Source organism: Vibrio sp. S/42/10, assembly GCF_029890535.1.
Lineage (GTDB): Bacteria > Pseudomonadota > Gammaproteobacteria > Enterobacterales > Vibrionaceae > Vibrio > Vibrio cyclitrophicus.
Window position 1 is genome coordinate 15,028 of sequence record NZ_JAKMZC010000002.1, and the last position, 22,450, is coordinate 37,477.

At 42.9% G+C, this 22,450-nt stretch carries 14 protein-coding genes and 1 pseudogene; 7 read left to right on the forward strand and 8 right to left on the reverse strand.

Translation table 11 applies throughout. The features are described from left to right. Positions 1-29: 29 nt before the first annotated feature. Positions 30-2,405, reverse strand: a complete 2,376-nt coding sequence (locus tag L8S15_RS02460; RefSeq protein ID WP_010432213.1) for a response regulator — start codon at positions 2,403-2,405, stop codon at positions 30-32. 88 nt (positions 2,406-2,493) lie between these two features. On the opposite strand from L8S15_RS02460, the gene L8S15_RS02465 reads away from it, so the two are divergent. Beyond that, the gene (locus L8S15_RS02465) at positions 2,494-3,252 is read left to right on the forward strand and encodes a transporter substrate-binding domain-containing protein (protein ID WP_010432210.1); all 759 of its coding nucleotides are present in this window, start codon (positions 2,494-2,496) and stop codon (positions 3,250-3,252) included. A 232-nt stretch (positions 3,253-3,484) separates the two neighbouring features. On the opposite strand, the gene L8S15_RS02470 is transcribed toward L8S15_RS02465, so the two are convergent. Together L8S15_RS02470 and L8S15_RS02475 are read right to left on the reverse strand one after the other, a co-directional pair. Then, entirely contained in the window at positions 3,485-3,973 is a 489-nt protein-coding gene (locus L8S15_RS02470; protein ID WP_010432208.1) for an NADAR family protein, read from the reverse strand. A 263-nt stretch (positions 3,974-4,236) separates the two neighbouring features. Then, positions 4,237-4,431, reverse strand: a complete 195-nt coding sequence (locus L8S15_RS02475) for a hypothetical protein (protein ID WP_004736928.1) — start codon at positions 4,429-4,431, stop codon at positions 4,237-4,239. A gap of 362 nt (positions 4,432-4,793) precedes the next feature. Here L8S15_RS02475 and L8S15_RS02480 point away from each other — a divergent pair. Both L8S15_RS02480 and L8S15_RS02485 read left to right on the forward strand, forming a co-directional pair. Further along, positions 4,794-5,413 (forward strand): annotated as a pseudogene (locus L8S15_RS02480) (ATP-binding cassette domain-containing protein). After that, positions 5,410-5,955, forward strand: a complete 546-nt coding sequence (locus tag L8S15_RS02485; RefSeq protein WP_280571958.1) for a transcriptional regulator — start codon at positions 5,410-5,412, stop codon at positions 5,953-5,955. The pseudogene L8S15_RS02480 and the gene L8S15_RS02485 overlap by 4 nt, the downstream one beginning before the upstream one ends. A 387-nt stretch (positions 5,956-6,342) precedes the next feature. On the opposite strand, the gene L8S15_RS02490 is transcribed toward L8S15_RS02485, so the two are convergent. Beyond that, on the reverse strand, positions 6,343-8,322 hold the full coding sequence (locus L8S15_RS02490) for a replication initiator protein RctB domain-containing protein (RefSeq protein ID WP_010432193.1): 1,980 nt from the start codon (positions 8,320-8,322) through the stop codon (positions 6,343-6,345). 1,250 nt (positions 8,323-9,572) lie between these two features. Here L8S15_RS02490 and L8S15_RS02495 point away from each other — a divergent pair. The 4 genes from L8S15_RS02495 to L8S15_RS02510 all read left to right on the forward strand — a co-directional run bounded on the left by L8S15_RS02495 (position 9,573) and on the right by L8S15_RS02510 (position 16,079). Next, the gene (locus tag L8S15_RS02495; RefSeq protein WP_010432190.1) at positions 9,573-10,790 is read left to right on the forward strand and encodes a ParA family protein; all 1,218 of its coding nucleotides are present in this window, start codon (positions 9,573-9,575) and stop codon (positions 10,788-10,790) included. 5 nt (positions 10,791-10,795) lie between these two features. Then, positions 10,796-11,770 carry a ParB/RepB/Spo0J family partition protein gene (locus tag L8S15_RS02500; RefSeq protein ID WP_016767931.1) on the forward strand — a complete coding sequence of 325 codons (975 nt, stop codon included), beginning with the start codon at positions 10,796-10,798 and terminating at the stop codon, positions 11,768-11,770. Between the two features lie 93 nt (positions 11,771-11,863). Next, positions 11,864-14,002: a GNAT family N-acetyltransferase gene (locus L8S15_RS02505; protein ID WP_280571961.1), complete on the forward strand. Its 2,139-nt coding sequence runs from the start codon at positions 11,864-11,866 to the stop codon at positions 14,000-14,002. 406 nt (positions 14,003-14,408) lie between these two features. Then, positions 14,409-16,079: a FapA family protein gene (locus L8S15_RS02510; RefSeq protein ID WP_280571963.1), complete on the forward strand. Its 1,671-nt coding sequence runs from the start codon at positions 14,409-14,411 to the stop codon at positions 16,077-16,079. A 145-nt stretch (positions 16,080-16,224) separates the two neighbouring features. Here the strand turns inward: L8S15_RS02510 and L8S15_RS02515 are convergent, their stop codons facing one another. Genes L8S15_RS02515 through L8S15_RS02530 form a run of 4 tightly spaced genes read right to left on the reverse strand, consistent with a single transcriptional unit; the run spans position 16,225 to position 22,393 of the window. Further along, the gene (locus L8S15_RS02515; protein WP_102285784.1) at positions 16,225-18,339 is read right to left on the reverse strand and encodes a type I secretion system permease/ATPase; all 2,115 of its coding nucleotides are present in this window, start codon (positions 18,337-18,339) and stop codon (positions 16,225-16,227) included. A gap of 18 nt (positions 18,340-18,357) precedes the next feature. Continuing rightward, positions 18,358-20,268: a LapD/MoxY N-terminal periplasmic domain-containing protein gene (locus tag L8S15_RS02520; RefSeq protein ID WP_010432174.1), complete on the reverse strand. Its 1,911-nt coding sequence runs from the start codon at positions 20,266-20,268 to the stop codon at positions 18,358-18,360. 5 nt (positions 20,269-20,273) lie between these two features. Continuing rightward, a complete protein-coding gene (locus L8S15_RS02525) occupies positions 20,274-20,942 on the reverse strand; it encodes a transglutaminase-like cysteine peptidase (protein ID WP_010432171.1) in 669 nt (222 codons plus the stop codon). 59 nt (positions 20,943-21,001) lie between these two features. Beyond that, positions 21,002-22,393 carry an HlyD family type I secretion periplasmic adaptor subunit gene (locus L8S15_RS02530; RefSeq protein ID WP_010432168.1) on the reverse strand — a complete coding sequence of 464 codons (1,392 nt, stop codon included), beginning with the start codon at positions 22,391-22,393 and terminating at the stop codon, positions 21,002-21,004. Between the last annotated feature and the right edge of the window lie 57 nt (positions 22,394-22,450).

Genomic DNA, 22,450 nt, shown 5'->3' on the forward strand with positions numbered 1-22,450 from the left:
CCAATACTCAGTCTTCAAAGGCATTTAACCTAAACAATCTTCTGCTCATTTTTACTCGTCGATTCACTATCTTTAGATAAGAACCCTTCGACAATTTCTCTCAGTTTGCCTTGATTTACCGGCTTGGGTAAAAACTCATCCATACCGACATCAAAACATAAATGCTTGTCTCTCTGCACAACGTTGGCCGTCAGCGCAACGATTGGAATATGCTTTGAAGAATCTTCTTCGAGTACTCGGATCTGCTTAGTCGCTTCGAAGCCATCGAGAACTGGCATCTGGCAATCCATAAAGATCATCTCATACTCATTAGCCTTAAATTTCTCTACCCCAATTTCACCGTTGTCTGCAATATCAACCTCGAACCCTAGCTTTTTGAGCATCATCTTGGCCACTTGTTGATTCACTCTAGAATCTTCAACGACCAATACTTTACCGCTAAACAAGGCTTTGGCCGCTTCTGGCTGTAGATCTTCTTTAACAACAACTTCAGGTTTAGTCGATGGAACAGGCTCATTGTCCTTGAACGCAACCTCACCTCTGTTTGAGTAAGTAAATATTTCAGTATCGGCCGCTCTTGCGAGGACTTCACTCAGCGTCCATTTAAGCTGGTTATCTTGATAAGGGCGAGCAATGTAGGCAACAAAGCCCACTTGTTTGGCACGCACTTCATCTTGTTTTCGTGGGTCAGCCGATATCATGACCAATTTAGGGCACGCTTTACCGAAGCGCTCGATCAAGCTTCTGGCAAGCTGAAAACCATCAACGTTTGGCATCACTTTATCAATCAGCACCAGATCATAAGGCAATGACTTCACCACAGACTCTGAAACCAGCTCTATTGCTTGACCTGCTGTCTCACAACACTCTGAGGTAACGCCGAACGACTGCAGTTGTGTCGACGTGATACGCATGTTCAGTTGGCTGTCATCCACCAATAACACCGAGACCTTATTGAAATCAATATTACTTTCATCAACATCCAGGCACGGATCAAAGTCAGCCGTAAAGTAAAATGTACTCCCCTTGCCTTCGACACTGGTCAGCTCAAGTTTACTGCCCATCAAGGTCACAATCTTATCGCATATCGTTAGACCTAGCCCTGTGCCTCCGTAAATACGGGTAGTACTGCCGTCAGCTTGTTGGAATTTATCGAAGACTGATTTTTGTTTGTCTTCCGCAATACCGATGCCACTATCAGTAACCTCAAATCTCATCCTTAGTTTTTGCTCAGGTTCTATCACTTGCTCTAAATGGATGGATAGCGTGACATAGCCATGTTCGGTGAATTTGATCGCGTTACCCACTAAATTATTGAGCACTTGTCTTAATTGAGTACCGTCACCAATGACCATGGTTGGAATCTTGGGATCTATCGCCAACTGGAACCTCAGTCCTTTTTGCTCTGCTTTGACTCTGAAGGTCGATTCAACATCAGCAGCGATACCCATCATTTTCATCGGTTCTTGTTGCAGTTCTAATCGACCCGCTTCAATTTTCGAATAATCGAGAATGTCGTTGATTAGATCAAGGAGAGTAAGCGAAGAGGTGTTGAGCATATCGACATACTCTTTTTGCTCTTTCGACATGTCCATTTCAGAGAGCAATGATGACAACCCAATAATCCCATTCATTGGGGTGCGGATCTCGTGACTCATGTTGGCAAGGAATTCACTCTTGTTGCGGTTAGCGATTTCAGCGGTGTTTTTAGCTTTTTCCAATTCTTGATATTGCTGACGAATTCGTTCAATAGATTGGTTGTAGCTAGACTCTAGTGTCGAGATCTCATCTTGATAGGCAGATTCTGTAGGGGTAAGAAAACGTGGCTTATTGTCTTCAACCTGCTGTTCATTGATCTGAGAAGACATAGTCATTAGTCGTTTCACGACCAGGCGATAAACAATGGTTAAACACACCACAGACAGCAAGAAAATTTTAACCGCTTCGAAGGCAAGCAATAAGAGAACTCTCTCCTCGAAATCATTGAGGATCATGCTTAAATCAGACTGCACAGTGAGCGTCGCCAATGGGAAGTCAATGCCGCCCATTTGGTGCACCATTTCCCAAGATTGGGAATAAGACTGACCAGAGGTCTGTTGCCCTAATTCTACGATTTTTTCATCGGGGCTCTCAATCAACAAGTAGCTCACAGAGGGGAGACGGGAAATGCCTTCAGCTTGTACAAGTAATTGGTCGCGATCTTCCACCCACAAGCTAGCAGTTAAGCCAGAAAGGTATCCTGCTTTAACCTGTTCGATCTGAGAGCTGATAAAAGAAACTCGATTTTGGTACTCCACATACAAACCCAGACCTGTCACTATGACTGTAAATAGGGTGCTGATTGCAATGATTGACCCGATCAATTGTCGAGAGAGTCCAATATAGCGTTTTCCTTTTTTCACCATACAAAATTTACCATTATTGTTATCCTAGCAAACTACAATTACTCAACTAGTATAATAGTAGTCATTCATCAAATAACTAGGGAAGGTTATGAAAAAACATCTTATCGTTGCATCCATAGTCAGTTTGTTTTCAAGCAGTTATGCTTTTGCAAGCGAACCTCTTCACTACTACATTATTGCGAGCCAAGCGCAACCTTTTCAAATCGAATCTGACGGGTCATCTCACAGAGGAATGGTTTCAGATATTGTTGAAGCGGTATTCGACGACAGCCAATACGAGATCAACTACCACACTTACCCTTTCAATCGAATGATCGACAAGCTCGATGCTAGAGAAAACCCAAACTGGGTAACCTACGGCAGCCCTAGTTGGGGAAACATCCAGTCGGTTAATCTGTCTGAAGAGCCAATTTACAATGTAAAACATGTATTACTCAGCAGCGGCAAGGAGCCATTTGAGTTTAATACTATTGACGATCTAAACGGAAAAGCCGTTGTGTTGCTTGTAGGTTTCGAGTATCCGAACCTAGAACCTTATATCCAGCAAGGTAAGCTCAACGAAATTCGAGTAAAAGATTATACAGCAGCGTTTCGTGTACTAAATCGTGCGCCAGGCGATACCGTGTTTGTTGAAATGGAATCGAGAATTAAATACAACCTAAATCAGCAAAAGTTAAGTATCGATGACTATCAAATGCAAGAATTTGGTTCCGTGATCAATAACTACCCTATCCATTTGGCATTTGACCCTGAGATGGATCCTAAACTGCAAACGTTCATTAACCAGCGTCTCGATCAAATGAAAGACGATGGCCAGCTCGAAGACATCGTACAAAGCTATCTATAGCTTCAGTTGGTTATATTAGTTTTATATCAAGTTACAGGACCTCACTAGCCCTGTGGCACTTATTTATCTTTGCAACGCCAGTATGACGCGGTAACGCGTTTTTGTACTTTTACTCACACTGAGTCAACTTCCCAAGAAAAAGGCCGCCCTGTTCGCTGAGCGGCCTTTAAAATTCAGTTTTGGTGACGACAAGTCGTTTAGTTAAAATCCAGAATAGGTTAATGCTAAGCGGTCAGATACAGTAATCGGTCAAATGTGATGGCTGAGTACGCAGCTGTTGTCGCACCGCCATCAATATCTCGCCCAAACGGTTCTCGCCAGTTCCATCGCCCCCATCCCCCCAAAAACTATCTTTGTGAGAATGTTCTTTAATCACTGAATCACCCGTATTAGTAAGAAACAAAGCAAACTGCGGATTCTGTCTGAACTTCTCGGCCACGATGAACTCCATCACTTCAACACGAATATCGTACCAATCCTCACGTACTTGGTCTTCATAATCACGACTTAAGGAAAAGGCTTCTGCGGGCGTTCTGGCTTCGAGAATGATATTGCGTAACGCTTGAGAGGAGAACTTCATCGCTTGGTAATAATGTTCGCTGGTAGCCCAAATTTGGTCACCAACCTCGATAGGACAAGCTGCAAAGTTTGAAAGGTATCCGTTTGGATCTTCAGGTTCATAAAACAGCACCTCTTTCGCGTGAGCCACAGAATTAGACATAGCTTTCTCCTTACCAACGACATCGCATATTTTTGCGTTAACTTTAAAATTAGTGGCGTTGAATATTGCTGTCAAACCACTTAGTTCAAGAGTATGTCTTGAGCGTATATTTAGTTAGAAAGAAGGCATATTAAAAAGACGAGGCAGGTTTCAAAGGCAGGAATAAAATCATCCATATTAGGGGTTGGACATAGAAAAATCATAAAAACACTTATAAATCAAAGGGTGGCATTGCACCACCCTCTCAAATGCAATGGGAATGATTAGTGAATCAGACCTAACTCCCTCGCCTCTTCCAGACTCAAACCGCTTTCTCTAATTTCTCTTAGAGCCTCGATACGGCGACGAGCTTCAGCAGATTTCATTTTCTTCTCTGGTTTGAAAGATACTTCTTCTTCAGCATCCCACTTATTTGCAATATTTGTCATTTCATCATGGTTGATAGAATTAATGGACATGTTTTCCTCCGAAAAGCACCATGTAATGGACAGGTAATCTGTAGCAAATGCTATTTCGGTTGTTAAGAAGTTCTGTACTGAAATGTGATGATTCCGACGCTTCACAAAGCTAATTAATAAATGCCTCATTTAAACTTTGCCAAAGCCATTTTCTGCAATTACATTTAAAAGATTCCCCATAAGAAATGTGGTTTGATCCAACTCTCATTTTCCCCTCTTTCAATGCTTCTCTTCTGCTGGAAATTCGTGAAATAACCCAAGATAAATTTCGAGGCACTTCATCCTTTTCGTGCTCGTCGCTTCCACTAAATCCAACTCATATTAATGATAATGGTTATCAATATCATAACTAAGTATCAATCATGTCTATGGAAAATTCAGATACACCTCTTCTTGAAGTAAAAAATCGATGTGTCGACTACATCACCGATGACGGTGATTTCAATGCGGTCAAATCCGTTAGCTTTAGCATAGGCCAAGGCGAAATTTTCGGCTTAGCCGGAGAATCAAGTTGTTGCAAAAGCACTATCGCATTTGCCATTAACCGCCTGCAAAGCCGCCGGCTTTCATGTCAGGGGGAAAGATACTGTTTAAAGGGCAAGACCTATTGAGCTTGTCGGATAACCGCTTGAATACATTGCGTTGGAGTGAGATTGCGATGGTATTCCAGAGTGCAATGAACTCTGGAATACCCTGTATTAACCATCGAAGAACAATTTGCCGATGTACTACGTCATCACAAAGGGCAGATCGTCGAATGGGGATCAACTCAGTCGATCTTGACCAATCCACAACACCCTTACACTAGTTGTTGATCTCTGCAGTTCCCGATCCCAATCTACCATTTGGCGAACTCGTCAAAAATGAGCCAAACTATTCAATAGACGCTGATCGTATTCGAGATCAGAGCAGCGAAATACAGCATAAAATCAAACAAGTTGCCAATAATCACTTTGTAAAACAATGGGATAAAATTGCATGAATGAACTAGACACTTGGTTAGAGCGGATCGGAGATTGGTACAAAAACCGAAAGCATGATCAAGTGGACCGGTTAGAACCTTTGATCTTAACGCCTCCAGATGCACTCTGGGGGCCATTGATCACGAACGAGCAGAGCAAAGGCATCGCATGTTGGCTAGACGGATGCCTGAGAATCTTTACGTTTTATCGACATAAAGACGTAACGCTGACGACATCAACAAAGTTTGCAGCACCAAGCGTATCATCGCTCTCAAACGAGGCTGGTGGTTCGCACAATCAAGAAAAGGCCTATCAATACCTGATGTTTGCCTATAGCAAGCTGCAGACCGTGTCATGCGACCCAAAATCAGAGCCTGACTTGCAAGAGTGGTGTACGCAGCGGCTCCAGCATTTATGTGTACTGGCTTTGGAATTTACTAACCAACAACAAGAACCGCGCTGGAAAGAAGAGTCAGAAAAACTGATCGAATCGCATGTGCGTTTTATGGCAAATCAGCACCAGAACGATGATCAAGGTAATATTCAAAGTCACCTCCACTGATCAAGCCCTTCACGATCAAACATCAAATCAGAATCTCATCAGAGTTAGATCCGCAGAAAGAATGATCTAACCTTGATCATGCTTCGGTATCTAATTCTTTAAGCTATTGAATTTTAATGATTAGCTGAATTTCAGGCAAAAAAAAGCGAGTCCCTCAGGAACTCGCGAAAATCTATTCAGTATGATGTAACAAAATATGAGCCAATCTATTAATCATAAGAAAGGACAAAGGTTGTCTATTCGGGATAAATAATAATCAACTGGATGCGTTACATTGTCATCAATTTGTCAGCATTAGGTGCGATTTTAATCAACACCCAATGTGTTCAACCTATCCATTCATCGACCATCAATACGGGCTTACTGCTTGCGGGAAACGGATAATGGCTAATGGCCGATCGCCATTTCATCGAGCGCTAGGAATACATTCTCGTCCAAATGGCCTTCGTGAACTTGTTTACATACTTTGCGACGCACAGCCAAACCTGAGATCAAACGTTCAATCGACAAGTGTCGGTTGCTGGTGCTATCACGGTCGTTATACAACTCAATCAATCGACTCAACGTTTCGTATGGGATTACCTCATCTCCTACTCTCAGCCAATCAAGCTTCTCAATAAGCTCAGAGCACTCTTCTTTGATTGAGGCATGTGAATGCCCTGTCATTGCTGATAAAGCCGTTATACTGCGCTCCAGGGCCTCTGCAGAGGTATATTTAGAGAGAGTTATCATGATCTCGTCGGCATTTATCTCAACAGAGTGTTTACGCTGTTTAACTCGACGTCCCAATTTACCTCTTGGTGACGGTGCTTTACGTTGGATAGGTTCAAACTCACCATCAATAATCTCAGACAGCTCTTCTAACTTCTGCTTAGATACCATCTCATTACGAAGTGGATTCGGTAACGTTGGTGCCATATTGCGCTTACCGGCGTTAGTGGTTCGTGCTCTTGAGTAACGTAATACCTCTTCCACGTTACACTTGATATCCACTTGGTAATCGGTCGTTTTTCCTTTTTCGATCAGCGAGGTGATCGTCAAGTGGTAACCCCACAAGTTCACTAAGAAGGTGTCTTCTTGATCCCCGACTTCACCTAACTTTCTGAGTTCACGTACCAGATCCATCGAGAAGCGACGCCAATCGATGTTACGAGCTAGTTTCTGATTGAGTTCGCTCAACAACATACAGTCCGTATGCCGACGTGCCATGCGGCTTCTGAAGTAAGAATACATTTGGAAAACCAAGGTATGCTGCTTCAGGATTTCTGGCGGGAATAGGAAAAAATAATCACGGGTTAGAAGCTCTTCATAGAACGAAGGTTCCCAGACTAGGATATATAGGTTCGGTTTAATGCGAATTTCGCCGTCAGAGCCTTCTGTAGGCGCTTCTTCCGACGCGGTAATGGTTCTCGCTAGGAATCGGAAACGATCACTCTTAAAGCCTTCTGGCATGTTCTCACTAAGCCAGCGGCCAGTAAGTTCATGAAGTTGGAAATCGGTAAACTCGATACGATCAATACTATCGCGGATAGAGTCACGAGCTGGACCACTGTCCTTCTTGCCTCGTAATGACAAAATATCCGTAATGTAGAGCGGTGTTTTGTTCGGGGTATGTTTTGCGTCTAGATGGTAGTCATCTTGGTGATGATCATGATACTGAACAGTAAGTGTGAATAACGCAAATAACGTCATCAGATCATCAACCGTCATAATATTTTTAGAAGATCGTGTCTCGATCACAGCTCGAGTGCCAGAGATCGAAACCATCGATTTTTGGTAGCTCTTGCGCGTTCTTGGTGGCGCTAACGCTTGATCAATAATCCCTGCCCAATTGGTTGGCGAAACAATGAATTGATCCGCTTCGTCTTTCATCGTTGGCGGGGTATTGAGTCCGTGTTCATTCAATAAACGTTTGTTTACTTTGGTTTGCGCCAGCGCTTTAGAACGTTTTTGTTTTTCATTTTGCTTAACGCTTTCCGTTACTAAGCTAGTAGCACCTAATACCGATATTAATTGGTTTGGATTAACAAAGCGATGCAACATAGTTTTACCTGCAAGACCTTCTTCAAAGCGAACTGGAAGTTGCTTGAAAAGACCGATATTTACAGCGGCTCTAAGCCTTTGTTGCAAAGCAGCTCTAGTTACTTGACCATCGGTTGATTCGATAATCTCAGTGGTAGAAACATATCCGTCTTTGCTACTAAACCCGCGTAGTGAAATTAGGTTAAGAAGCTCAACTATGCTTTTAGTGACACCTTTGAAGTGTTGATATTGTTCTATCCATTCAACGGCTGTTTCAGATACCTCAAATAAATGACCATCTTTGTGGCTTCGTGCCTTAATTAACAATTTCTCTTCTGGTTTCATTTTTGATCCGTATCACACTAACCGTAATTTCACTATAGTTCCTAAATGATAAAGAAAGAATGATCATAAAGAAAGAGAATTTATCGGCTTTTAAATAACTGATCTTTTTGATTAATATGATCTTAAATGATTAAGTGATCTAATGATCTGTGTGCAAATTCTAATTTAAGTGTTTGAATCTAAAGAATTAAAAAAAAACCTCTTGGAAAGCATGATCATAAAGAGCACGAAACTATGATCATTAAACTTAAGAAAGCATGATCACAGAACTTCAGAACTATGATCATTAAGTGATTGTAAGCATGATCATTATTGATTCGAAAGTATGATCATAGTGCTTGTACAGCTTATCCACAGTCCACAATTCTTCAAGCACCTCTTCATCACTTCTAAGTCGCCATTTTGACAGCCAATTCATCGGAACAATGATCAAGTAATGGGGCTTTTATATCGTTGCTCCCCTTTTATGTTTAAAAATTGGTCGAGATTGGTCACACCGTCAGTGGTTGGGCACTTTTAGCTCGCAACATAATAAATCAGGAAGCATGATCATGAAATTGTCATGTTTCTGCATTTCCATTCTGTGTCGATTGAATTTCTAACCAATCAGGCCTTATAGAGCTTGAATCCCCATTGCAAAAGCATTTGTCCGTAAGTTAGCTATAAATTTATATGCTTCCGGAACGATATTTACTTGATCATTTTTCCGGAGGTTGATCATTTCGAACGGACATTCATACGGATCAATATTGATGAGTTTACACCTTGATCATGCTTCATAATATGGACTTATCAATTTTCTGACGTGTTATATATACCATGATCATTCTTCCGGTTGAGGCTCAATTCTCTTTTGTTTAGTGACGTCTCATCTTCGCTTTGTTTTCTATTAACCAAGCTCTTTTTTAGGTTTTACTCTTTGTTGGTTGAAAATCTGTCAATTTCTAATGCAAATCACACAAACCGTAATCTACGGCTGTATTTCAATCGTTCCGAAGTTTTTTCTCTGAAATTCCATTTACATTGTAAATAAGTGATGCTGTAACATTTAAAATGTAAGGTAGAAATAACACTGTTATCGGTGACAAAAATGGATGTTTTTGTGTTCATCTAAGACTAAGTTTCATCAAATTGTAAAAACTCAGTCTATTTTATGTGATTTTACTCATAAATGTATGTTCACGTTTTTGTTGTGTTTGTTGTTAATCGCTGTACAATTTGTACTTGGTTAATCATTACGGAAACTGGCAATGAAAAGAGAACAAACGATTGATAAGCTCTATCAGCTAGCCGAACAAACTCAACAAGTTCAGGCTGACCGAATTGAGATTATTTTGGAAGAGCGAAGTGATGAACATTTCCCTCCAATGTCTAAAGCTATGATGGAGACTCGTTCTGGCTTAACTCGTCGAAAATTGGATGAGGCTATTACTAAGCTTGAAGCGGACGGTCATCAATTTACCAAGAACAACGCCAATCATTACTCGATTTCATTGACCGAAGCTCATATGCTTATGGACGCGGCTGAGGTGCCAAAGTTCCATCAACGCAAGCAGCATGTTGACAATAAACCGTGGATTATCAACGTACAAAACCAAAAGGGTGGTACGGGTAAATCAATGACAGCGGTTCATTTAGCGGCGTGTTTGTCTCTGAATTTAGATAAGCGTTACCGTATTTGTCTAATCGACTTAGACCCACAAGGTTCTTTGCGCCTGTTCTTAAACCCACAAATTAGTGGTGCAGAACACGACAGTATCTATTCTGCAGTCGACATCATGTTGGACAATGTGCCTGAAGGCCAAGATGTTGACCTAGAATTTCTGCGCAAGAATGTACTATTGCCAACTCAATATCCAAACCTAAAGACCATTTCTGCGTTCCCAGAAGATGCGATGTTTAATGCTGAAGCGTGGCAAAGCCTGTCGCAAGACCAGTCACTTGATATCGTTCGCCTTCTAAAAGAGAAACTGATCGACAAAATCGCCGATGATTTTGATGTGATCATGATTGATACCGGTCCGCACGTAGATCCTCTAGTTTGGAATGCCATGTACGCATCAAACGCACTTTTGATTCCATGTGCTGCAAAGCGTTTGGACTGGGCTTCAACCGTTAACTTCTTTCAGCACTTACCAACCGTGTACGAGATGTTCCCGGAAGATTGGAAAGGGCTTGAGTTTGTTCGTCTAATGCCAACCATGTTTGAAGATGACAACAAGAAGCAGGTCTCTGTTTTAACTGAAATGAATTACCTGTTGAATGACCAAGTAATGATGGCAACCATTCCAAGAAGCCGTGCATTTGAAACCTGTGCAGATACCTACAGTACGGTTTTCGATCTTACGGTGAGCGATTTTGAGGGCGGTAAGAAAACGCTAGCTGTCGCTCAAGACGCCGTGCAAAAAAGTGCTCTAGAATTAGAGCGTGTATTACATAGCAACTGGCCTTCACTTAATCAGGGATAACAACAATGGCAATTAAAACATCTGACTTAAATGCGAAGCTATTTGGTAAAGCAAACAAACGTCGCGTAGCAACGCCGCAAGAAGCGCAAACTGCTGCTAAAGAACAGGCTCAAGTCATCGAGCTTTCTGTTGCAGGCGAAGATTTGGTTTCATTTGAATTAGTTCGAATTCCAGCAGCTGAAGTTGCGACTCGAACTGTTGTTTTTGAAGAGAATGCACGTGAGCAATCTTTCTTAAATGAACATGCGCTTTCTGACGTTCTTACAACGTTAAAAGAGCGTGGTCAGCAATATCCAGCGGTTGGTCGTAAGAACAAAGACGGTAAGATTGAAGTTCTTGACGGTAGCCGTCGTCGTATGTCATGTATTTTGGCCGACAAAGAATTCCTAATTTATGTTGCTGAAAACATTAATGGCGAACACGCTAAGTTCTTATCAGACGTTGCTAATGCTCATAAACCACTTTCTCTGTATGAGAAAGGTAAAGAGATGCAAGCTAAGCTGGATAAAGGTGAAGCTGAAGACCAGAAAGCACTAGCGAAAATGTTCCAGTGCAGCGAGGCTTTGGTGAGTGGTGCGTTGAAAGCGGCTGCTTTACCGCTTGAATTGCTACAAGCTTACCCAAATGTGAGCGACCTTGGTCGTCCTACAATTGTTAAACTACACAAACAATTTGGTGGTTTGACTAGCGAACAGCAGCAAGCATTACTGGCGAAGTGTGATGCTTCAGAAGGCTTTGTATGGCAGCGTAGCGAAGCTCAAGGGGTCACTCGTTTAACGAAAGACGTGACAGAAACTTTGGAAGGTTGGATTCTTGAATTGGCGCCGGCTCCTGCGAAGAAAGCATCTCCAAAAGTTGAGCTTATTAAAGGTCGTGCATCATACAGCCGTAAGGGGTTGAACTTAGCACTAAACCTTAAGAAAGTGGATGATGCAACAATGGAAGAGATTCTAGCGTTCGTTCAAGCTAAACTCGATTAAGTCGACTGCTTTCCATCACTACTCTAGAGCCGCTTTATGCGGCTTTTTATTTGGCTGTGATAAACTGTGTTCAGACGAATCTGGACGCTAACTATGACAAACCCAACCAATACTTTTCTCCATACTCTTGCCGATATTGCTCAACATAATGATCACCGTTACGGCGTTGTTTTTGATGGTGACTTCAATTGGCAAAACATGGCTATTTCCGCCTTTCTTGAAAACGCCAAATCTCAAACTACTTTTCAGCTTGGTGGCGTTCCGCTTAACGACGTGACTCATGCTCCAGTAAAAAAAGGTCAGAAGCTACTTGGTCGCGAATGCCAAGTTCTTGTTTGTGATTTTAGAGAACAGTTTGACGCGAATGGTTTCAGTGCTGCATTGGGGTCGTTAATGGGGGGCGGTTTATTATTGGTGATGCCGCCAAGTGTTGGTAAATCTGAAACTGGGTTGGATTCAGATTTAGGCAAACGTTGGTTGAAAATGCATTTTGACCGATTATTTTCAGTTTCGCAGAGCAATGAATCCGTAGATGTGATTCAAGCGGGTAACTCACTTCCAGAAAAGAGAAAAACCGAAAAAGAAGTAGACCGATTTGAACAGCAAAACACGGCTGTAGATTTAGTTAAAAAAGTAGTCTTTGGACACCGTAAGCGTCCCTTAATTCTTACTGCCGATAGAGGTCGTGGAAAAAGCTCAACATTGGGTATCGCCGCAGCGCAACTTTTGCTTGAGCGTCCTGGTCTAAACATTATTGTTACCGCGCCTTCGATGAAAGCGATTGAGCCAGTTTTTTCTCACGCAAGCCAACGACTCGATTCTTGCGAAGCTATTAATGCGGCCTATATTTGCTATCAAGGTGGAAGCCTAAGGTTTGTAGCGCCAGACGAGTTACTTAAATCTAATCCAGATTGTGACTTACTTTTGGTGGATGAGGCTGCGGCTATTCCTGTTCCGATGCTTAAATCTATGGTCGATATTTATCACCGCATGGTTTTTTCGACCACTGTTCATGGATATGAGGGAAGTGGGAGAGGTTTTGGACTTAAGTTTGAAGCTTGGCTTTCTGAGTATCGCCCAGGCTGGAAAGGCTACAAACTTGAACAACCTATTCGTTGGAATAACAATGACCCGTTAGAACGTTGGCTGTTTGATTGCTTCCTATTGAATAGTGACTTATCAACTAATGACTCAGCTTTTAACGAGCTAGCTAGTTTTGCAGAAAATGGAATAAATCATCTTAACTTGGTTGAGTTGTCCAAAGAAGATGGTCTTGCTTACCCTGAAAAACTTCAACAATGTTTCGCACTGTTGGTCGATGCTCATTATCAGACGTCTCCAAATGACTTAATGCAGTTCCTTAACAACCCATCTGTTCACTTATACGCGGCTTGGCAGAAAGATAACTGTTTAGGCTGTGTGTTAGTGACGGAAGAGGGCGGTTTGGGTGATGAATTAATTCTTCAAATCCAAACTGGGAAACGAAGACCACAAGGTCATCTCGCTCCGGTTTTGTTGGCAAATCAACTTGGCTGTGCACAAGCGGCAACGAATCGTTGCGTTCGAGTGATGAGAATTGCTGTTTCATCCCGACATCAAGGTTTGGGCATCGGCAGTTGGATGCTGGCTAAGTTGTCTGAGCAAATGGAACAAACCGATTATCTGGCGACGAGCTTTGGTGCGACTAGTGAGTTGATTTCTTTTTGGCGAGATAATGAATTTTTACCTGTCCATATTGGCCACCAGCGAGATCAGGCAAGTGGATGTCACTCTGTGTTAATGGTTAAGCCACTTAACAAGATAGCTCAACACTGGATCAGTAAGCTAAAACATCACTTCGAAAGTAGCTTCTGTTTTTTGGTGTCCGGCTCTTTGGTCTCGCTTGAAACTGAAATGGTGCGAGCGTTACTCCCCAATATTTCTAATCCGATTTCTGAGTTCGAAATCCAACTTCTCAAGAACTATGTCGACGGTGGCAATAGCTACGACAGCATTGGTTTTAGTGTGTTGAAGCTGGTTTTGCTGAGTAATGCTTGTCAAATTCAGACAACTAAATCAGAGCTTGTGGGCAATGCTAGTTTCGTTGTCTCTGACTTAGTTATCGCGAAAGTGGTCCAACAGAAAGAGTGGGGGACATGTGTTGAACAATTTAGCCTTGTTGGACGTAAGCGAGCAGAGCTTCAATTTAGACAAGATGTCGGTGTCCTATTATCCAATTTACAGTGTAAATAGCGTAGCTGGTTTTTGAATTGGATTTACAGTGTAAATTAGAATGACGAATTTACACTGTAAACTGAACTTCAATATTGATTCCCAACCTTTCCCATTATCCCCAGACTCATTTATATCATTGATTTTCAATTTTCTCCTGCTATCACTAAATCATACTTTGGCTAAACTAGTTTGAATTTAGCTGATTCACTATTCATTGCGTTTAACTTTAAATGGCGAAAGACATCCCACTCAACCTTTGTAAATACGAATTTGAAGATAAAATGGGTAAGTCTTATTTATGAGTCAGCTTTGCAAGATCGAAAGTAAGTGATGTGACGCTGATTATTCAAATGCGGAGATTCTAAGGTCTGAACGAATTATATAGACTGAATATCAACTGAGTCATTAGGGATACTCAATTCGAATGTGGGATAACATCGTTACATTGTCAGAAGACAAGCAACAAGTAGTTGCTCGTCTACCATCGGGAGTTGTGGTCGACGCAAGCTTCGACAACAAGCCACTACCATCAGTTTTGGAAACGTTAGGCGCGTCTAACTATTTTCTTTTTGAAGAAGAGGTGTTGCGCTTTGTGACTCTTGCTAAAGAAGGAAAAGGTGAAGCGTACGACGGTATGTTGATTGCTGAGGTGCGTGATACAAGTGTTGCTGTCGAACTGTCTGATGATGAGATGCTCGCGAGTCTTGTGGTTACTGGGCCGTATAATGGTAAACCACTGCTTGGTAGTGACATCATTCACTGCTTAGCTCTAGCACACATAACAAAAGGGATTAATAAGTTAGCGCTCAGAAAAGTATTGATGATGAGTAGCAAGCTGAAACCGGGTGAAAAGTTTATTCAGCCGGTTGCTAAAGGTACACAACCGGTAAAGGGTAAAGACGCTAAGTTTGCCGCGTTAGTTGAAGATATCACGCGACAAGTATTGAAGCCACGTAGTAAAGACGAAGGCAAAATTGATATGCGAGACTTAGGGCAAACCATTACTGTTGGTCAAAATGATCACTTAATGAAGCGCACTCCTGCCACCAAAGGTATCGCTGGTTTTACGGTCCAAGGTCGAGTTATCCCGCCTCTTCCCGGACAAGACAGTTTGATTAAGCCCGGAAAAGGCACTTATATTTCCCCTGATGATCCCAATTTACTCCTCGCTTCATACCCCGGATTACCCATCATTAAAGATCGAACCATTGAAGTGGATGACGCCTTGTGTGTTAGCAACGTCGATGTATCCACCGGCCACGTTAAATTTAAAGGCAATGTGTTTGTCTCTGGAAACATAGAACCGGGAATGATAGTTAAGGCGACGGGGAGTATTACAGTTGGTGGTTTTATCGAGTCGGCCGAAGTTCAGGCTCAAGGTGACATTAAAGTCGCTAAAGGCATTATCGGCCACACCACAAAAGAGGGTGAGCCAAAAAGTTGTAAGGTATTTACGAAAGGATCTATAACAGCAAGCTATGCGCAGAATGCAGAGCTGCAAAGTGCGAATGACATCCGACTTGGCGTACACAGTATGAGTAACGACATTCGCTGTGGCAACAACTTTATTGTCATGGATTCTTTGAAGAAACACGGAACGCTCAGTGGGGGCGAAGCTAAAGTTGGCGGCAAAGTGGAATGTGTGTTCTTAGGCGTTGAGGGAGACACCGCGACCAAGGTCCATGGATTTGCACGTTACGATGGATATAGACAAAAGATTGTTGAACTAAAGGAAACTTATAAGCACGCTCAAGAGCAAACCATGGAAGTGATTCGTCAAGAGCTTGAATTTAAGAAACGCTCAAAAGCCGAGAGAACTGAGGCTGAAGCACTAGAAATAGAGCAGCAACGAGAAAAGAATAACCTCGCGATTGAGAATACCAAATCACACTTGGACACACTCGAAGCCGAGTTTGAAACCAACCTTGCTGAATGCACTGTTGAGGCTCATGAAAAGGTATATACCCGAGTTACGATTCAGTTTGGTGATGAGACAGTCACAACCAAGCGAACCCACGGCGGCAGCGTGTTCTCATTTAACCAATATGAGATCCAGTGTTCGTTTAAAATGGAACAAGAAGACCTCGCTCTGTAACCAAGAGATTTGGCGTTAATTAGTTAATTAGTTGATTGGTTGGTTTTGTTGAGTGGCTAATTAGGTGTGCGGCAAATATAAGAAAGGGGAGCTAATGCTCCCCTTTCTATTTCTACTCGCGTTTAAATTCGTTTCATTTTTCCAATTAGCTAGCAGCCCTTACTTTGCCTTGCTTGAGGTCTGATAGAACTTGTGCTTTTGGACCGTCGGCGATAATGCTGCCTTTTTCCATCACAATTACTCTGTCTACAATATCCAACATCGAAGTCTTGTGCGTAATAAGGATTAGGGTCTCACTTGGTTGCAATTGACTCAGCTGATGCTTGATGTGCATCTCTGAGCGATTATCCATGGCGCTGGTTGGCTCATCTAATAAAAGTACTGGCGGGCGACCTAGGAATGCTCTGGCAATGGCGATCGATTGACGCTGGCCACCAGAGAGCAAAGCACCGCCTTCACCGACTTGACGTTCTAAACCTGCAGGATCTTGCTGAGTAAAGGCGGTAACACCGGCACGGTTGGCTGCATCCATCACATCACGATCGTCGACTAGAGGGCGGCCTAATGTAATGTTGTCTCTCACTGAACCATAGAATAGGTTACTGTCTTGAGGAACACAGCCTATGTTGCGTCGTACGTCGACATGGTGCAGTTGTTCCATATCGGTGTCATCAATGCGTACATGGCCTTCTGTGGGCTTATACAGGCCCATAATCAGGCGTTCCAGCGTTGTCTTACCCGAGCCAATACGACCAATAATGGCAACTTTCTCACCTGGAGAAATGTTTAGGGTGAGATCTCTGATAGAAGCAACTGGAGAATCAGGATAATGAAACGTTACTTTATCTAGCGCAATATGGCCTTGGATAATAGGACGGTGGATGTAGCGTTTACCTTCTTCTTGCTCGTCTGGCATCGACATCACTTGTTCAATCAAAGTCATTGATGATTTCGCTTGGTTATAGCGGGTCGAAAGCAGCGACAACTGAACAAGAGGGCCAATGGCACGGCCGCTCAACATGGTTGCGGCAATTAAACCACCCATAGTGAGTTCACCTTCCGCAATGAGATACACCCCGAAAATGATCATCCCAACGTTGGTACTTTGTTGAACGAAGCCAGCAGTGTTTTGGATGCTGTCGGTGATACGTCGACTTTTAATGTTCCAGTTTGCCATATGAGCAACGGCTTCTTCCCAGCGGAACTGAAATTGGCTTTGCGCGCTGAACAGTTTAACCGTCTCTAACCCAGCCAAACTTTCAATTAAGTTCGCGTATTTTTGAGAAGCAAGACGTGACCCTTCTTCAATCGTACGACGCAGTGGTCCTTGGATTAACAGTGCGTAGATAATCAGGACTACTACACCAGCAACAGGAACAAACACGAGGTTCCCTGCCATTAACCAAATTAAAGCAAGGAACATCAACGCGAATGGTAAATCGATTAATGAACCAATAGTTGCAGAGGTAAAGAACTCACGAATAGACTCGAACTCTTGCAGGTTTTTTGCGAAAGCGCCAACTGAAGCGGGCTTGGCTTCCATGCGAATCCCTAACACTTTGCTGAAAAGCTTAGAGGAAATAAGGATATCGGATTTCTTACCCGCGACATCAATAAAGTAACTTCGCATTAATTTTAAAAGCAGGTCGAAAAGGAAGACGACAAAAATACCACTCGCCAATACCCATAGGGTTTCAAATGCGAGGTTAGGTACTACTTTGTCGTATACCAAACGAGTAAACATTGGCGCAGCAATCGCGAATATATTGATCAGAATAGAGGCAATCAACACATCTCGATAGATGTTTTTAGATTCCCAGATCGTACTCCAAAACCAGTGACCCTTACGTGTTTTTAGGACTTCTGGTGAGCGCTCATCATAACGGAACTGTTTTTTTACTAGGAAGTAACGACCGATGAATTGCTCTTTCAGCTCGTTTAGTGGAATGATGATCGGCACCATTCCACTCTCTGCTGTGATGATCTCTGCTTCTTGTTTTTCTGAATCAATACTATTCAGAACGCATGCCTCGCCCTGCTTGAGAAGTAAAATAGCAGGTAGAATGAGGTGAGGAATACTTTCTAAGTCGCAACGATTTTCTTTCGCCACTAATCCTGCTCGTTCAGCTGAACGAGGGAATAGGAAAGGGGTTAGCTTCCCATCAGATAGTGGTAGCCCATTGATCAACGCTTCGGGCGAGTTAGCTAACCCGTAATACCGGCTAACGTAGATCAATGAGTTCAATAGTGGATCTTGCATGTGATATAACCCTTACAACTATTTATCAACAATGAAGCCTTGGAACACTTCTACGTAGTTATCAGACAAAATGTCTAATTGAGTCTGAGTTTCGATTCGAGACGCAATAGTTGTCACGCCTAGGTTGTGAGCGGTTCTAGAGATTGATGTTAAGGTGAATTTCTGTTTTTCGTCATCAAGGTTATGTGTGAACAAGTAATCGAGCTTCACATAGCTTGGACGGTATTCGTTGATGTAATCGAGCGATTGGAAATTACGGCCGTAGTTATCGACACCAAACACCGCATCTGCGTTACGAATGGTGTTACACAATAGCGCCGTGTAGTGTGGAACATTGATGAAGCAACTTTCTGGAATCTCAAAGTGAAGCAAGTGTGCGATAGAAGCGTTTTGATCCAGAGTATTTCCAATCCAACGGATAAAGCTTGGTTGAGAAATACTGCTCGGTGAGATGTTGATAGCAATTGGGCTGGTCACCTCTTTTGCATTCAGTTTCTCAATCATCTTCTCGATAACGTATTGGTCGAGAATGTGGCTCATTTCAAGTTGTTCTAGTGCGTATAGATACTGGTTAGCCCCGTAACGAACACCCTCTTTCTCAATCGCAGAGAACACCTCTTGGTGATACGTTTTGCCAAAAGCGTTATTCGCCGCTTGCAGACGGAAAGTCATTAGGTCGTTGATGATCGCTTCTTCAACCAGCATGCGCCATTGTTGTTTGCCCATCACTGCACCGTGGTCATCAGCTGTTACGTAGCCGTAAGCTAGCTCGCGGTTTGCTTTCGCATTTGATAATGCGTTATCCACCAGCGACATAATTTCGGTACTGGTTTTTCTCTTGTTACTGTAGGTAACACCAAGTGCAATGTGTGGATTCGCCATACCGGTTGGATCTGAACCTAGGTTTTGAATGCAGTTTACGATACTGCTCGCGACGAGTTTAAGTTCGCTCTCGTCGATGTTTGGCATAATAAAGCCAAATTCGTCACTAGAAATTCGAGCTATAGTTATATCTGGCGATGAAATCGAAGCTTGCAGCAGATCGGCAAGTTGGTGTACCAATGCATCGCCTTCTTGATAACCTTTTTCATCGTACTCTTCACTAATAAACTCGGCTTTTAGTACCGCTAAACCACCTAAACTTGACTCTTCTAACCACTGAGTTAACTGAGACATGTAGTAAGCGCGGTTACCTAGTTGAGATACAGGGTCGATATAAGCGCGTTCACGTAGCTTCTGCGCTTCTTTCGCTTGGTTCTTAAAGGCCTGTTCAACTTGTGTCGACATGTGGTTAATTCCATCAACCACTAAGATCAAATCTTTTGTTTTCGGACGAACCAATGGTTCACCAAACTGATTCTTGGCGATTTGATCCATTTTGGTAATGATCAATGAAAGAGGACGCAGTGCTCGTTTAAGGATCCAAGAGATAGAGACCAAACCCAGCAAGAAGATGGCTCCAAATATGGTCACTAAGCGCGTAAATGCTTGCCAAAGTTGATCGTAGGCTGGGCCTGGATGGCTTACAATCTCGACTTCTGCCAGTTGCATCCAACCACTGGTAATTACGCGACGGTCATGAACCGGTTCAAACAGGTTAAGGTTGGTAAACCACTCTGGTACGCCTGTTGGTTTTACTGGGTATGAGCGAAGAATGTCGTCACCGCTGTCGAGAAAAATCAATCGTACGACAGAGTAAGAGCTGCCATCAAACAGGGCGTTGATAACAGACTCTACAGCCACCTTGTCCTTTTCTTCTAGGTAAGGGGCGAGAGCCAGTCCAACAGTATTAATGGTATTACTTACCTCAGAGCGTTGCTGCTCTTCTAAGTATCCACGGGTGGTGTTGAATTCGATCATAAAAACTGACGTCATCAGCAATATGAACACTGCAACCATCCCGACCACAAGCTGTTTATATAAAGTCATTGTACCTACTCATCGTAATTGATAATGGGTTTGTTTAATTTAAGAGAGCGCTCACGAGAACGTAAGTCGTTCCATAAGCTCAATCGTGAAGATTTCCCTGCTAGCTTTCCGCTGCCTGCTGCCGACTTGATCAACCAAAGGTTTTTACCGTTGAAACTGTATATCGGTCGCAGGTCTCTGCGTTTGGAGCCGCGTTTTATTTCAGGGTTTAAGTTGTCTAAAATTAGTGGTTCGGCACTGGGTGTTGAGTAGTATGCCAACACCATATGGAATTGGTTTAGCTCAAGTGCTTTTACATACACTAATCGTAATTTTTTATCTGAGACGCCCAGTTCAAGTAAAGAGAAGTACTTTGCGATAGTGAAATCTTCGCAGTCACCGGCGTTGCTTCCCAAAAATTCCAGTGGTGTCGCCCAATAGTCGTTCTTTCCCCAAAGTATGCTGTCGTCGACAAAGTACATTTGGTTAAAGAACTGGTTAACAGACTCGAGTTTCTCTTTTTCACTCAATCCATCGTATGACGTCATATTTGAACGCCATGTTGCGACTCGCTTTCCGGCTCTTTCCCCATAGGTTTCAGAGACGGCATCTATCCATCGTTGGTCGCTCTTGTTCAGCGCCCCAGAGGTAAAAGAGGTAAGGACTAACAACAAGAGCGAAAATTGAGACTTCATAGCCTCTGCTCTTGTCTGTTTTCCGAGTGTTTAAAGACGTTGTAAACCATCAAGCGTCCTTACTCTTTTAGTGCGTTATTTTGAGCGCTGAGGATCGGTTTCAACATGTACTCAAGCACAGTTCTCTTGCCGGTTATGATATCGACTGAAGCCGTCATACCCGGAATAATAGGTAGCTCTTCATTGTGGCCAAAGCTGTATTTCTCGGTACGTACACGCACGATGTAATAGCTATTGCCCTCTTCATCTTGGGTAGTATCGGCACTGATGTGTTCTAACACGCCCTCTAGACCACCATATTTAGTGAAGTCATAAGCGCTAAATTTAACAATGGCGGGCAGCTCAGGGCGTAGGAATGCGATGTCTTGTGGGGCGATTTTGGCCTCGACTAATAGAGAATCTTCAGTCGGTACAATCTCTACGATGTCCATACCCGGTTGGATAACACCGCCCACGGTATTAATACCAAGCGTTTTAACGGTGCCAGTTACAGGAGAAACCACCACTGTCCGATTTACTCTGTCTTCAAGCCCAACCGAAGATTCTGTCATTGCTGAGAGTTTGTCTTGCGCTTGGTTGAGCTTTTCCTGTTGTTCTGAGCGGAAGCTCAATGCGGCATCGATACGGCTTAGCATCGCTTCTTTAATCGCTGAGCGTAGGAGAGGGATTTTGAGCTCGCTAGAGGTCAATTCTCGACGAGTATCATTCACTTGTCTTTGAAGCTTGAGTAGCTCAATTCTTGGTACTACCCCTTCATCTGCAAGTGGTTTGGTGATGTCTAGTTCTTGGCGAGCAAACTTATAACTCTGTCTCAAGTTATCGACACGTGCTTTTATCTCAATTAAATCTTGTTGTTTCTGTTCAACTTGTTGATCAAAAACGGAAAGTTGGTTTTTTAGGTTGTTCAAATCTTGGCGGTATTCTGCTTTTTGGCGATTGACCAATTTAGGCTGAAGCTCGTAAAGTGCGGGTGGGAAGGCAAGTTTACCGTAGTCTAGAAGGACACTTTTTTTCCAGTTCTCGACCGAGAACTCTTCATTGATCACGACACTGTTAAAGGAAGCGGAAAGCATTAAAACGTTGGCGGTTAAGTTGGCGACTTGTTGTTCGCGTTCTCGGAAGTCAGAACGAAATCGAGTATCATCGATCAAGAGCAACTGTTGACCTTTTTGAACTTGTTGACCTTCTCGAACTAATATCTCTTTTACCAAGCCGCCCTCAAGGTTTTGCACCACTTGAATCTGGGAGGAGGGGATGACTTTGCCTTGGCCAACGGTGACTTTGTCGATTTCGGCCCATGCAGACCACCCAATAGCAGCAATAAAAAACAGAACGATCACCCATAGCATAATACGCGCACTGGTTGGCGTATTGAGGAGCAGCGCCGCTGTCTTATCATCGACGTACTCAAGTTCGGTTTCGTTCAATTTGCTGAAATTCTTCTGACTCATAACAGTCCTTGTTCGCTAAATAAAAGTGCAAGCCTATTGAGTGTATTCTTACTTTTG